Origin of the sequence: Pseudomonas serbica, assembly GCF_028823535.1 — a bacterium.
GTDB lineage: Bacteria > Pseudomonadota > Gammaproteobacteria > Pseudomonadales > Pseudomonadaceae > Aquipseudomonas > Aquipseudomonas serbica.
This window is the reverse complement of the sequence record NZ_JAQIYM010000009.1, coordinates 121,554-134,154: the sequence shown is the minus strand read 5'-3', so window position 1 is coordinate 134,154 and position 12,601 is coordinate 121,554. Positions and strand designations below refer to the sequence as shown.

General features: G+C 59.8%; 11 protein-coding genes. All 11 read right to left on the bottom strand.

Annotation, left to right across the window (positions count from 1 at the left end; genetic code table 11):
• Window positions 1-13 precede the first annotated feature (13 nt).
• Complete coding sequence (locus tag NQL71_RS16310) at window positions 14-343, bottom strand: GlpM family protein (protein ID WP_162488918.1); 330 nt, start codon at window positions 341-343, stop codon at window positions 14-16.
• A gap of 20 nt (window positions 344-363) precedes the next feature.
• Window positions 364-1,692, bottom strand: coding sequence for a two-component response regulator AauR (gene aauR / locus NQL71_RS16305; RefSeq protein ID WP_046818902.1), 1,329 nt, complete (start codon window positions 1,690-1,692; stop codon window positions 364-366).
• On the bottom strand, window positions 1,689-3,590 hold the full coding sequence (aauS, locus tag NQL71_RS16300; RefSeq protein WP_046818901.1) for a two-component sensor histidine kinase AauS: 1,902 nt from the start codon (window positions 3,588-3,590) through the stop codon (window positions 1,689-1,691). The genes aauR and aauS overlap by 4 nt, the downstream gene beginning before the upstream one ends.
• A gap of 162 nt (window positions 3,591-3,752) precedes the next feature.
• A complete protein-coding gene (locus NQL71_RS16295) occupies window positions 3,753-4,487 on the bottom strand; it encodes an amino acid ABC transporter ATP-binding protein (RefSeq protein WP_046818900.1) in 735 nt (244 codons plus the stop codon).
• Window positions 4,484-5,155, bottom strand: a complete 672-nt coding sequence (locus tag NQL71_RS16290) for an amino acid ABC transporter permease (RefSeq protein ID WP_046818899.1) — start codon at window positions 5,153-5,155, stop codon at window positions 4,484-4,486. The genes NQL71_RS16295 and NQL71_RS16290 overlap by 4 nt, the downstream gene beginning before the upstream one ends.
• A complete protein-coding gene (locus NQL71_RS16285) occupies window positions 5,155-5,901 on the bottom strand; it encodes an amino acid ABC transporter permease (RefSeq protein WP_046818898.1) in 747 nt (248 codons plus the stop codon). The genes NQL71_RS16290 and NQL71_RS16285 overlap by 1 nt, the downstream gene beginning before the upstream one ends.
• Before the next feature lie 194 nt (window positions 5,902-6,095).
• Window positions 6,096-7,010: a glutamate/aspartate ABC transporter substrate-binding protein gene (locus NQL71_RS16280; RefSeq protein WP_046818897.1), complete on the bottom strand. Its 915-nt coding sequence runs from the start codon at window positions 7,008-7,010 to the stop codon at window positions 6,096-6,098.
• Window positions 7,011-7,367: 357 nt separating this feature from the next.
• Window positions 7,368-8,906, bottom strand: a complete 1,539-nt coding sequence (gene glpD, locus NQL71_RS16275; RefSeq protein ID WP_274643016.1) for a glycerol-3-phosphate dehydrogenase — start codon at window positions 8,904-8,906, stop codon at window positions 7,368-7,370.
• A 271-nt stretch (window positions 8,907-9,177) separates the two neighbouring features.
• On the bottom strand, window positions 9,178-9,933 hold the full coding sequence (locus tag NQL71_RS16270; protein ID WP_008056633.1) for a DeoR/GlpR family transcriptional regulator: 756 nt from the start codon (window positions 9,931-9,933) through the stop codon (window positions 9,178-9,180).
• A 95-nt stretch (window positions 9,934-10,028) separates the two neighbouring features.
• Complete coding sequence (gene glpK / locus NQL71_RS16265; protein ID WP_077185239.1) at window positions 10,029-11,534, bottom strand: glycerol kinase GlpK; 1,506 nt, start codon at window positions 11,532-11,534, stop codon at window positions 10,029-10,031.
• A 76-nt stretch (window positions 11,535-11,610) separates the two neighbouring features.
• Window positions 11,611-12,462 (bottom strand): MIP/aquaporin family protein, encoded by an 852-nt coding sequence (locus NQL71_RS16260; protein ID WP_274643015.1) that lies wholly within the window; start codon window positions 12,460-12,462, stop codon window positions 11,611-11,613.
• Window positions 12,463-12,601 lie beyond the last annotated feature (139 nt).

Here is a 12,601-nt window from a genome sequence, read left to right as displayed (position 1 = left end):
CAGGAGATTGTGCTCAACCGTGCAGGCGAACCCAGACACTGACCAATGCCGATGCCGCGATCAACCACGCCACGGCCGCCACGGCCAGCGATGCCTCAAGACGCAGGCGGTCGACCATCACATACAGCGTGGCCAGGTAGATGAAGTACGGAATGATCGACCACATGCCAAACACGATGGTGGTCTTCAAGTCATCCAGCGAACGGCCCTTGCCGACGATGTAATGGGCGATGAGCGCAAAAGTCGGAAACAGCGGCACGAGCCCGGCGATGTAGTAGTTCCGGGTCTTGGCCAGGGCGGCGAGGATCACCACCACCGCCGCGCCCAAGGTTGCTTTGAGTATCAGGTCCACACGGGTCTCGCTTAATGGCTCAGGCCGTACTTTTTCACTTTGTCGAACAGCGTCGTCTTGGCCATGCCCAGTTCCAGGCTGGCCTGGGTCAGGTTGCCACCACTGCGTTGCAAGGCGTCGCTGAGCAGGTTGCGCTCGAAGGCTTCCACCGCTTCAGCGAAAGCCAGGCCTTGGGCGCCGCCGCCTGCACCCGGTTTCTTGAACGCCGGCAGGCCCAGGGCAAATCGTTCGGCGACGTTACGCAGTTCGCGCACGTTACCTGGCCAGTCGTGGCTCATCAGGTTTGACAAGGTCTGGTTGTCCAGTTCCGGTGCGACGCGGTCGAAGCGCAAGGACGACTGCTGCAAAAAATACTCGAACAGTTGCAGGATGTCTTCGCGGCGCTCGCGCAGGGGAGGCAGTTCCAGGGTCACCACATTGAGGCGGTAATACAGGTCACTGCGAAATTCACCGGCCTTGCTCGATTCATCGAGATCGGATTTGGTGGCCGCGATCACCCGGCAGTCGACCGCCACGCTCTGGTTCGAGCCGAGGCGTTCGAGGGTGCGTTCCTGCAGCACCCGCAGCAGTTTGATCTGCAGGGATAGGGGCATGCTTTCCACTTCGTCGAGGAAAAGGGTGCCGCCGTCGGCGTGCTCGATCTTGCCGATCCGCCGTTTGCCTGCGCCGGTGAAAGCGTTGGCCTCGTGGCCGAAAATTTCACTTTCGAACAGGTTTTCCGGCAGGCCACCGCAGTTGAGCGCGACGAATGGCCGGGTGTGCCGACGACTGAAGTCGTGCAGGCAGCGCGCGACCAGTTCCTTGCCAGTGCCGGTTTCGCCTTCGATCAGCACGTTGGCTGAAGTATCGGCGACATTGGCGATCAGTTCGCGCAGGTTCTGCATGGCCGGCGAACGACCAATGATCCGCCCTTCGAGGGAGTCGCGCTCGGCCAGTTGCCGGCGCAGCGATGAGACTTCCCGTGCCAGGCTGCGTTGTTCCAGGGCTCGACGGGCGACGTCCACCAGGCGTTCGGGCGAGAAGGGTTTCTCCATGAAGTCGTAGGCGCCTTTCTGCATGGCGCCGACGGCCATGGAAATGTCGCCGTGACCGGTAATCAGCACCACCGGCAGGCTGCGGTCGCGGGCCTTGAGGCGGTTCAGCAGTTCCAGGCCATCGATGCCCGGCAGGCGAATGTCACTGATGACGATGCCGGCAAAGTTATCGCCCACCCGTTCCAAGGCTTCCTCGGCACTGCCGACACCGATGCAGGGAATGTCTTCCAGGGTCAGCGCCTGTTGGCAGCCGAGGAGCACATGTGGGTCGTCTTCGACGATCAATACACTAAGGTCGTTGTTCATATTGGCTCAGCGGAAGTGGGGCTTACCAACGGTAAACTGAGGACGAAAGCGGTACCACCACTGGCCGGGTGCTCGACCCCCAGATGACCGCCAGTGGCAGCGGCCAGGCTCGCGGAAAGGGTCAGGCCGAGGCCGAGACCTTGTTCGCCAGGTTTGGTGGTGAAAAACGGTTCGAACAGGTGCTTGCGCGCTTCGGCATCGATGCCGTGGCCATTGTCCCTCACTCGCAGACGATGTTTGCCATCGAATACTTCGCCTTCGAGCCACAACTCTGGCTGCGGTTGCGCCTGCATGGCGTCCAGGGCATTGCCGATCAGGTTGACCAGGATTTGCTCAAGGCGGGTCTGGTCGATCCGCACCTGAACATCCTCGAAGTGGCGATGCAATTGCAGATGGGCGTTTTCCATGCGTCCGCCGAGTAATTGCAGGGCCGCGTCCACGGCTTTGCCGAGACAGGCCTGGCCCTTGTCGTCACCGCGCCGGGCAAAGGAGCGCAGGCTGGCGGTAATCCGGCCCATGCGGTCGATCAATTCGTTGATGGTCTTCAGGTTGGTGCTGGCCACGTCCAGTTGACCACGCTCGAGGAAACGCACGGTGTTGCCGGACAGGGTGCGCAGCGCCGCCAATGGCTGGTTCAATTCGTGGGCGATGCTGGTGGACATCTGCCCGATCGCGGCGAGTTTTCCGGCCTGCACCAGTTCGTCCTGGGCACGGCGCAGCGTCTCTTCGGCCTGACGACGTTCGCGGATCTGACCCTTGAGCCGCTCGTTGCTGGCGCGCAGGTCGGTGGTGCGTTCGGTAATCCGACGCTCGAGTTGGTTGTTGGCTTCCTGCAAGGCTTCCCGGGCGGCGAGGCGGGTGGCGATCACCTTGCGCCGCTCGTTCCAGGCAATCAGCAGGAACGCGACCAGGGCAAATGCCACGGCCACCAGAATCCCCTGGTTGATCGCTTCGCGGCGCAAATCCTGTAGTGGCGTAAGCAGGGTGAAATTCCAGGGGGTGTCGCTCAAGGGCCGGGTTTGCGACAGGTAGCTGATGTTTTCGTCATCGGAAACCAGTTCGCTGTTGGCGGGGAAGGTGAGTTTTTCCACGCCCTCGGATAGGGTTTCCCGGGCCAGCGGTTGCAGTTCGTTCAGCGGAAACCAGTAGTACTGCAGACTGCGGGCGAGCTTTTCCTTGGTTTCTTCGCTCAGCGGTACCACTGACTTCAGGCGTCGTGCCGGATCGCTGGAGAGAATGATGATGCCGTTCTCGTCGCTGACGAAGGCTTCCAGGCGCGCCCTCTGCCAGCGTTCTTCCATGGCTTCGAGGCGCACCTTGACCACCGCGACGCCGATGATCTTGCCGTGTTCTTCCAGGCCATGGGCCAGGTAGTAACCGGGTTCGCCGTTGGTGCTGCCGATGCCATAGAAACGGCCGGGCTGACCGCGTACGGCGTTCTGGAAATAGGCACGGAAGGACAGGTCTTCGCCCAGGTAACTGTCGACATCGCGCCAGTTACTGGTGGCCATGACGCGGCCAGTGGTGTCCATCACGTAGATGGCCCGGCTGCGGCTGCGTCGGTTCAGGCCTTCGAGGTAATCATTGACGGTCTGCCGGTGTTCCGGCGTCGGGTCGGCCAGCAGCTTGGAAACACTGGTTTCGAGTTCCAGCAGGCTGGGCAGGTAGGTGTATTTGCTGATCTCGCTTTCGACGGCACGGGCGTGCAGTTCCAGCTGGCGCTGGCCGTTTTCGCCGAGGCTGCGGATACCATAGTGTTCACTGGTCCAGAAGCCGATATAACCCAGTCCGATCATCAGCGCGATGATCAGCGGCGGCAGGAACAGATGGCGAATCAGGCGGGGTTTCACGGCGAGTGATGGCGACGTGGCGCGATAAAGATTGGGGTCGCATTTCATCACAGATGCCTTGGGTCAACCACAACACAAATCTTAAAATCACCGCTGACCCAATGTGGGAGCGGGCTTGCTCGCGAAGACGGCGGCACATTCAAAACAGGTGCGACTGACACACCGCTTTCGCGAGCAAGCCCGCTCCCACATTTGGGGAGCGGTGTTTTCTTAGTGTTGCAGGATCTTGTTGAGGAAGTGCTGCGTACGTTCGGCACGGTGGCTGATGTCGCCGAAGAAATCCTCTTTCTTGCAGTCTTCGATAATCTTGCCAGCGTCCATGAAGATCACGCGGTCGGCCACTTTGCGGGCGAAGCCCATTTCGTGGGTCACGCACATCATGGTCATGCCTTCGTGGGCCAGTTGCACCATCACGTCCAGCACTTCGTTGACCATTTCCGGGTCCAGCGCCGAGGTCGGTTCGTCGAACAGCATGACGATCGGGTCCATCGCCAGCGCGCGGGCAATCGCCACGCGCTGCTGCTGGCCGCCGGACAGTTGACCCGGGTGCTTGTGCGCATGGGCCGAGAGGCCGACACGCTCCAGCAACTGCAGGCCTTTCTTGGTGGCCTCTTCCTTGCTGCGGCCCAACACCTTGATCTGCGCGATGGTCAGGTTTTCAGTGATGGTCAGGTGCGGGAACAGTTCGAAATGCTGGAACACCATGCCCACCCGCGAACGCAGTTTCGGCAGGTTGGTCTTCGGGTCGGCGATGGACGTACCGTCGACCACGATGTCGCCTTTCTGGAACGGTTCCAGAGCATTGACGCACTTGATCAGGGTCGATTTGCCGGAACCGGACGGCCCGCACACCACGATCACTTCGCCTTTCTTGACCTCGGTGCTGCAATCAGTCAGTACCTGGAAGTCCCCATACCACTTGTTGATGCTTTTGATAGAGATCATACGGCGAACCTTTTTTGCAGACGCTTGACCAGCAGCGAGGCGGAAAAGCTGATGATGAAGTACACGAGACCTGCGAAGATCAGGAACTCATTGGAGCGGCCAATGATGTCGCCACTGGCGCGCGAAGCATTGAGGAAGTCCACCAGGCCGACGGCGTACACCAGCGAGGTGTCCTGGAACAGGATGATGCTCTGCTGCAGCAACAGCGGGGTCATCTTGCGAAACGCCTGCGGCAGGATGATCAGGCGCATCATCTGGCCATAGGTCATGCCCAGCGCCTGGGCAGCGCCCATCTGGCCCTTGGGAATCGACTGCACCCCGGCGCGGACGATTTCGCAGAAGTAAGCCGCTTCGAACATCATGAACGCGACGATGCACGAGGTGAACGCACCGATCGGTGTGTCTTCGCCCGTGATCCAGCGCAGCACGAACGGCACCGCCAGGTAGAACCAGGTGATCACCAGCAGCAACGGGATCGAGCGGAAGTAGTTGACGTACGCGCCGGCCAGGTTCGACAGCAGTTTGTTGTGCGACAGACGGCACAGCGCCAGGATCGTGCCGAGGATGATCCCGCCGATCACGCCCATGGCCATCAGCTTGAGGGTCATGACCATGCCGTTCCACAGGCCCGGCAGGGACGGGATGATGCCCGAGAAGTCGAATTCCATCATTTACCCCCTACGGAAATCAGGCCCGGTACGGCGACTTTCTTCTCGACCAGGCGCATCAGCAACATCAGGCTCATGTTCAGGGTGAAGTAGATCAGCGTGGCCAGGGTGAAGGCTTCGAACAGGTTGGCCGAGAACTCGGCGGTCTGCTTGGTCTGCGCCAGCAGCTCCATCAGGCCGATCAGCGAGGCCACGGAAGTGTTCTTGAAGACGTTCAAGAATTCCGAGGTGAGCGGCGGAATGATGATCCGGTAGGCCTGGGGCAGCAGCACGTTCCAGTAGATCTGCGGCAACTTGAAGCCCATGGCGCGGGCCGCGGATTCCTGGCCGCGGGGCAGCGCCTGGATACCGGTGCGCACCTGTTCGCAAACCCGTGCGGTGGTGAACAGGCCCAGGCACACGACGACGCTGAGGAAGGCCGATGTGGTCGGGTTCAGGTCCTGCTTGTACCACTCTTGCAGGTCTGCGGGCAGCAGGTCGGGTACCAGGAAGTACCAGATGAACAGCTGGACCAGCAGCGGCACGTTACGGAAGAGTTCGACGTAGCAGGTGGCGATGCCCGATACGATGCGGTTCGGCATGGTACGCATGACACCCAGGATCGAGCCCAGTGTCAGGGCAATGATCCAGGCCGCGATGGCGATGCCGATGGTCCAGGCCAGGCCGGTGATGTACCAGTCGAGATAGGTCTCGCTGCCAACGCCGGTGGACTTGAAGAACACGCCCCAGTCCCAGTTGTAATTCATTAGGGTCTCCCCTCAGATCGATCGATGTACAGGTACCCGCTTGGGGGAAGCTCCGTTCCCGCCCGACCTTGACGGTCAGGCACACGACATCGGCTCGACAGCGACCGGTGCGAGTGTTTCCAAAAAATGCCAGCAGGGAGTGACAACCCCCCGAAAGGGCCGGGGCCCTCTCAGGAGATAAGGTTAGTCAGAAATCAGGACTTCTTGTCGTCAGCCGCTTTATCGGTCGGATTGGCGATCAGGGCCTTGAGTTCGTCACTCATCGGGAAGTTCAGGTTCAGGTTTTTTGGCGGGATTGGCTGCATGAACCATTTTTCGTAGATCTTGTTGATCTCGCCCGACGCGTAGGTGGCCTTGATGGCGTCATCCACGGCCTTCTTGAACGGCTCGTCGCCTTTGCGCACCATGCAGCCGTAGATTTCGTAGGACTGTGGAGTACCGGTCACGGCCCAGTCATCAGCCTTCTTGGCCTTGGCTGCTTCACCGGCGAGCAGGGCGTCGTCCATCATGAAGGCCACTGCACGGCCGGTTTCCAGCATCTGGAAGGATTCGCCGTGGTCTTTGGCGGAGATCACGTTCATGCCCATCTGCTTGTCGGCGTTCATCGCCTTGAGGATGCGCTCGGACGTGGTGCCGGCGGTGGTCACGACGTTCTTGCCTTTGAGGTCATCGAAATCCTTGTACTTGGAGTCCTTTTTGGACAACAGGCGGGTACCGATTTCGAAGATGCCGACGGAGAAGTCAACTTGCTGCTGACGCTCGACGTTGTTGGTGGTGGAGCCGCATTCCAAGTCCACGGTGCCGTTCTGCACCAGCGGGATACGGGTTTGCGAGGTGACCAGGTTGTACTTGACCTGCAGGTTCGGCAGGTCCAGGTCTTTTTTCAGGGCTTCGACGACTTTCAACTGGATGTCGTGGGAGTAGCCGACCGGTTTGCCGGAAGCGTCCGCGATGTAGGAGAAAGGAATGGAAGCGTCACGATGCCCGAGGGTGATGACACCGGACTCTTTAATCTTCTTCAGGGTGCCGGTGAGTTCGGCGGCGAAAACTGGCGTGCTGATCAGAGCGGCAGCAATGGCTGCGCCCAGGATATGGGGAACGATGCGCATCAAATTTTCCTCGACATTGTTTTTTTTATGGAGCCAGTTCTTCGGCCCTTTTGTGCTTCGAATGCCTGACGGCTCCTGAAGTGTTGGCACAACAGGCATTCGTTCAAGAGTGTAGAGCATGACTCGTGCCAGGCCAGGCTGTATGGGCTAATTAACTGATTTATAAGGAAATTAAATATTTATTGGGGGCGTTGGCGGGCAGAAGAAATCCGGTTTACCGAATTGACCGCCGAGTCGCGTTCGGAAAACCGAATGCGAATCCATAGGCGTCCGGCTTGCCGGCGAAGGCGCCCGACAGACTGGCGCAAGGCTTGAGGACGCCTTCGCCGGCAAGCCGGGCTCCTACCAGAGGGGGGATCAGGCTGCTTGGATCTTGCTGCGGTTCTGCTCGACCTTGCTCAAGTAATCGGCGAGCCGTTCCTGTTGTTCAGGGGTGGTGAACAGACCGAGCTTGCTGCGACGCCATAGAATGTCGTGGGCGCTGCTTGCCCACTCTTCGCTGCACAGGTAATCGACCTCACGGGTGTACAGGCCGCCGCCAATGTGTTCGCCCATGTCATCGAGATTCTGTACCCCATCGAGCATGCGCCAGGTCCGGCTGCCGTAGGTGGTGGCCCAGCGGCGCGAGATTTCGCTGGGAATCCAGTCGTACTTGTCGCGGATCAGCGAGCTCAGCGCCTGCGGTGTGCTCATGTCTTCGCCACCCGGCAGGGTCGCGGTGGCGGTCCAGCTTGGCTTGATCTGTGGAAAGTGCGGTGCCAGTTGCGCCAGCGCCGACTCGGCCAGCTTGCGGTAGGTGGTCAGCTTGCCGCCGAACACCGACAGCAGGGGCGCTTCCTCGCCGCTGCCCGACAGCGCCAGGGTGTAGTCGCGGGTGACGGCCGACGGGTTGTCGGACTCGTCGTTGCACAGCGGACGCACGCCGGAATAGCTGTGCAGGATATCGTCACGGCTGCTCTGCTTCTTGAAGTGAGCGTTGACCACTTGCAGCAGGTAATCGGTCTCGGTCTCTGTGATCGCCACTTTTGCCGGATCGCCGGTGTACTCACGGTCGGTGGTGCCGATCAGGGTGAAGTGATTGAGATACGGAATGGTAAAGACGATGCGCTGATCTTCGTTTTGCAAGATATGCGCGTGATCGCCTTCGTACAATTTCGGCACGATCAGGTGGCTGCCCTGGATCAGGCGGATGCCATACGGCGATTCCATCTTCAGGTCGTCGCGAATGAACTTGGCGACCCACGGGCCGGCCGCATTCACCAGCGCTTTGGCGCGGATCGAAAACAGGCTGCCATCGGCGCGCTCCAGGTGCAGGTGCCACAGGCCTTTGGTGCGGCGCGCGCTCACGCAGCGAGTCTGGGTGTGGACGTGGGCGCCTTTTTCCCGGGCCGCCATGGCGTTCAATACCACCAGGCGCGCATCGTCGACCCAGCAGTCGGAGTATTCGAACCCTTTGGTGATTTCGCTTTTCAGCGCGCTGTCCGGGCCGAACTTCAGGCTTTTTGAACCGGCCAGCGTTTCCCGTTTGCCCAGGTTGTCATAAAGGAACAGGCCGGCGCGGATCATCCAGGCCGGGCGCAGATGCGGGCGATGCGGCAGCACGAAGCGCATGGGCTTGACGATGTGCGGAGCCTTGGCCAGCAACACTTCACGCTCGGCCAGGGCTTCGCGCACCAGACGGAATTCGTAATGTTCGAGGTAGCGCAGGCCACCGTGGATCAGCTTGCTACTGGCCGACGAGGTGTGGCTGGCCAGATCATCCTTTTCGCAAAGGAACACCGACAGGCCGCGACCGGCGGCATCTGCCGCGATTCCAACGCCATTGATGCCGCCACCGATGACGGCGATATCGTAGACCTCGGCGAGAGGCGGCGTTGGCAAATGAGTAGTGGGCATCGGCTAAGGCCTCGGAATTCTTTGATTTTCTGTATTTGAATTCGAACATTAATGTTCATTTGCGAAAATCTTAGCCTATAAAGACGCGCGCAGCCAGTCGGCTTCGATTGAAAATACTCATCGAAGGGTGATTAAAGGAAAATATTCGAACATTTAAAAGGCGGGAGGGATTGCGTGTGTTCCGTAGGAGCCAGGCTTGCTGGCGAAGGCGTTGCTGAGATCGCCTTCGCCGGCAAGCCGGCTCCTACAGGTTGTTTAAGCACCTTCGGTGTTAAACGACCTCCAGACGAATCTTGTGCTGATTCAACAACTGGGTCAGCGCTGGCACGGGCTGCTGGTCGGTGACCAGGCAATCGATCAGGCTGATCGGCCCCAGGCGGATCATGGCGTTGCGCCCGAACTTGCTGGAGTCGGCCGCGAGAATCACCTTGCGGGCGTTGGCGATGATGGCCTGGGATACCCGCACTTCCTGATAATCGAAATCCAGCAGGCTGCCGTCTTCATCGATGCCGCTGATGCCGACCAGGGCAAAGTCGACCTTGAACTGGTTGATGAAGTCGACGCTGGCCTGGCCGACCACGCCACCGTCACGCCGCACATTGCCCCCGGTCAGCAGCACGTCGAAGTCGTCCTTGGCGCTGAGCATCGAGGCCACATGCAGGTTGTTGGTAATGATCTTCAGGTGATTGTGGTTGAGCAGGGCACGGGCAATGGATTCAGTGGTCGTACCGATATTGATGAACAGCGAGGCGTGGTCTGGGATCTGCGCGGCGATGGCTTCGCCAATGCGCTGTTTCTCGTCGCGCATCTGATCGGCGCGCATGGCGTAGGCGGTGTTTTCAACACTGGAATCGTAAGCCGCGCCACCGTGGTAGCGGCGCAACAAATTGGCTTCTGCCAGTTGATTGATATCGCGACGGATGGTCTGCGGGGTAACAACGAACAGCGTGGCCATTTCCTCGATGCTGACATAGCCGCGCTCGCGGACCAGTTCGAGGATTTGCTGCTGACGGGGAGGCAGATTCATGGGGCGTCCTTTGGGCTGCCGTGCAAAATTTGCCCATGATGCCGCAGGAATCTGCTCCCTACCAGTTACATCCCGATACGAGCCCTCAACCTGGCTTATTCAGCGCCTTCGTGTGGCTCCCAATCGCGGGTGCGGCTGACGGCTTTTTTCCAGCCGGCGTAGAGTTTTTCCTTCGCCGTTTCATCCAGCGTCGGCTCGAACTTGCGTTCGATCACTGCCTTGCCGCGCAATTCGTCCAGGCTGCCCCAGAAGCCGCAGGCCAGGCCCGCCAGGTAAGCGGCGCCCAGGGCCGTGGTTTCGCGCATCTGCGGACGCTCGACCTGGGTGCCGAGAATGTCGGCCTGGAACTGCATCAGGAAGTTGTTCGCCACGGCGCCACCGTCCACGCGCAGGGCCTTGAGGCGTTCGCCGGAGTCCTGCTGCATGGCGTCGAGCACGTCGCGGGTCTGGTAGGCAATCGACTCCAGCGCGGCGCGAATGATGTGATCGACGCGCACGCCACGGGTCAGGCCGAACAACGCGCCACGGGCATAGGGATCCCAGTACGGAGCACCCAGGCCGGTGAAGGCCGGGACCAGGTACACGCCGTTGCTGTCCTTGACCTTGTTGGCGAAGTATTCGGTGTCGTGGGCGTCGTTGATGATCTTCAATTCGTCGCGCAGCCACTGGACGGTGGAACCACCGTTGAACACCGCGCCTTCCAGCGCATAAGCCACTTCGCCACGGGGGCCGCAGGCGATGGTGGTGAGCATGCCGTGGTTGGATTTCACGGCTTTGTCACCGGTGTTCATCAGCAGGAAGCAACCGGTGCCGTAGGTGTTTTTCGCTTGACCGGCTTCGACACACATCTGACCGAACAGGGCGGCCTGCTGATCACCGGCGATGCCGCCGATGGCAATGCCGCTTTTGGTGCGGCCGTAAATTTCCGACGACGATTTGACTTGCGGGAGCATTTCCCGCGGGATATCCAGCACTTCCAGCATCTTCGCATCCCACTCCAGGGTGTGGATGTTGAAGAGCATGGTGCGCGAGGCATTGGTGTAGTCGGTGACGTGCACCTTGCCGCCGGTAAATTTCCAGATCAGCCAGCTGTCGACGGTGCCGAACAACAGCTCACCGTTGCGCGCGCGTTCGCGGCTGCCTTCGACGTTATCAAGGATCCACTTGAGCTTGGTACCGGAGAAGTATGGGTCGGTGACCAGGCCCGTGGTGTCGCTGATGTATTGCTCGTGGCCGTCGCGCTTGAGCTGCTGGCAGATCTCGGTGCTGCGCCGGCATTGCCAGACGATCGCGTTGTAGATCGGGCGGCCGGTGTTCTTGTCCCAGACCACGGTGGTTTCACGCTGGTTGGTGATGCCGATGGCTGCGACCTGGTCATGATGCAGGCCAGCTTGCGCCAGGGCTTCGACCATCACTGCGCTCTGGGTAGCGAAAATTTCCATTGGGTCATGTTCGACCCAACCGGCTTGCGGATAGTGCTGCGCGAACTCGCGCTGGGCGGTGCAGACCACGTTGGCGTCGCGATCGAAAATGATCGCGCGCGAGCTGGTCGTACCCTGATCGAGGGCAATGATGTAGTTCTTATTCTGAGTGTCGGTCATGTCGATTGCCTTGGACGAAAAAGGGAGAGTGAAGTCTGGCGCGCGATCAAACGGGCAGGGGCGCGCGCCAACGGAATCAAGAGGTTCTGGGCTTGCCGTCAATGGCAGGTTGTGCATCCTTTGTAGCAGGTGCAGTCCCCGGCAGGTGACGGGCAATCAAGCCGCGGTAGGCGACAGCACCCAGGCAGGCACCGACAATCGGTGCAAACACCGGAATCAGGAAGTACGGAATGACTCGGCCGCCAGTGAAGGAAATTTCACCCCAGCCAGCGAAGAAAGTCATCAGTTTAGGACCGAAGTCGCGCGCCGGGTTCATCGCGAAACCGGTCAGCGGCCCCATCGAACTGCCAATCACCGCAATCAGCAGGCCGATCAGGATCGGTGCCAGCGGGCCATTGGGCAGGCCATTGTTGTCGTCGGTCAGCGACATGATCACGCCCATCAGGATGGCGGTGATGATCACTTCAACCAGGAACGCCTGGGCGGTGGACAGGCTTGGGTTGGGGAAGGTGGAAAACACCGACGCCAGTTCAAGGCTGGCAGCGGTGCCGCGAACCATTTGGTGAGTTTGTTCGAAATCGAAGAATAGATTGCTGTACAGCGTGTACACCAACAAGGCGCCGCAGAAGGCACCCGCCACTTGGGCGATGATATAGAAAGGCAGTTTGCGCTTTTCGAAGTCGGTAAAAAGGCTCAGTGCGATACTCACGGCAGGGTTCAGATGAGCGCCGGACACTCCGGCGGTCAAGTAGATCGCCATGCTCACGCCGACCCCCCAGATGATGCTGATTTCCCACAGGCCAAAGCTGGCACCCGCGACCTTGAGCGCGGCAACGCAACCGGTGCCGAAGAAGATCAGCAGCGCAGTCCCCAGGAACTCGGCCATGCATTGGCTTGAGAGTGACGGTTGTTGTAAAGCAGTTGTCATTGAAACCTCATTGTTTTTCTTGTCTGGCGCTTTCATTCCACTGTTCCCGGTATACAGCAGGGTACTGCGGTAGGATTTTTCATACAGATTCAGAAACGAAAAAATATAGACAAGAAACGCTGATGTCAAAGGTCGAAAG

Excerpts from the sequence above, each read along its gene's own strand:
- NQL71_RS16285 (WP_046818898.1), bottom strand. The coding sequence starts at position 5,901 with ATGAATTACAACTGGGACTGGGGCGTGTTCTTCAAGTCCACCGGCGTT.
- glpK (WP_077185239.1), bottom strand. The coding sequence starts at position 11,534 with ATGACCGACACTCAGAATAAGAACTACATCATTGCCCTCGATCAGGGT.
- aauR (WP_046818902.1), bottom strand. The coding sequence starts at position 1,692 with ATGAACAACGACCTTAGTGTATTGATCGTCGAAGACGACCCACATGTG.
- NQL71_RS16295 (WP_046818900.1), bottom strand. The coding sequence starts at position 4,487 with ATGATCTCTATCAAAAGCATCAACAAGTGGTATGGGGACTTCCAGGTA.
- NQL71_RS16280 (WP_046818897.1), bottom strand. The coding sequence starts at position 7,010 with ATGCGCATCGTTCCCCATATCCTGGGCGCAGCCATTGCTGCCGCTCTG.
- NQL71_RS16270 (WP_008056633.1), bottom strand. The coding sequence starts at position 9,933 with ATGAATCTGCCTCCCCGTCAGCAGCAAATCCTCGAACTGGTCCGCGAG.
- NQL71_RS16260 (WP_274643015.1), bottom strand. The coding sequence starts at position 12,462 with ATGACAACTGCTTTACAACAACCGTCACTCTCAAGCCAATGCATGGCC.
- glpD (WP_274643016.1), bottom strand. The coding sequence starts at position 8,906 with ATGCCCACTACTCATTTGCCAACGCCGCCTCTCGCCGAGGTCTACGAT.
- NQL71_RS16290 (WP_046818899.1), bottom strand. The coding sequence starts at position 5,155 with ATGGAATTCGACTTCTCGGGCATCATCCCGTCCCTGCCGGGCCTGTGG.
- aauS (WP_046818901.1), bottom strand. The coding sequence starts at position 3,590 with ATGAAATGCGACCCCAATCTTTATCGCGCCACGTCGCCATCACTCGCC.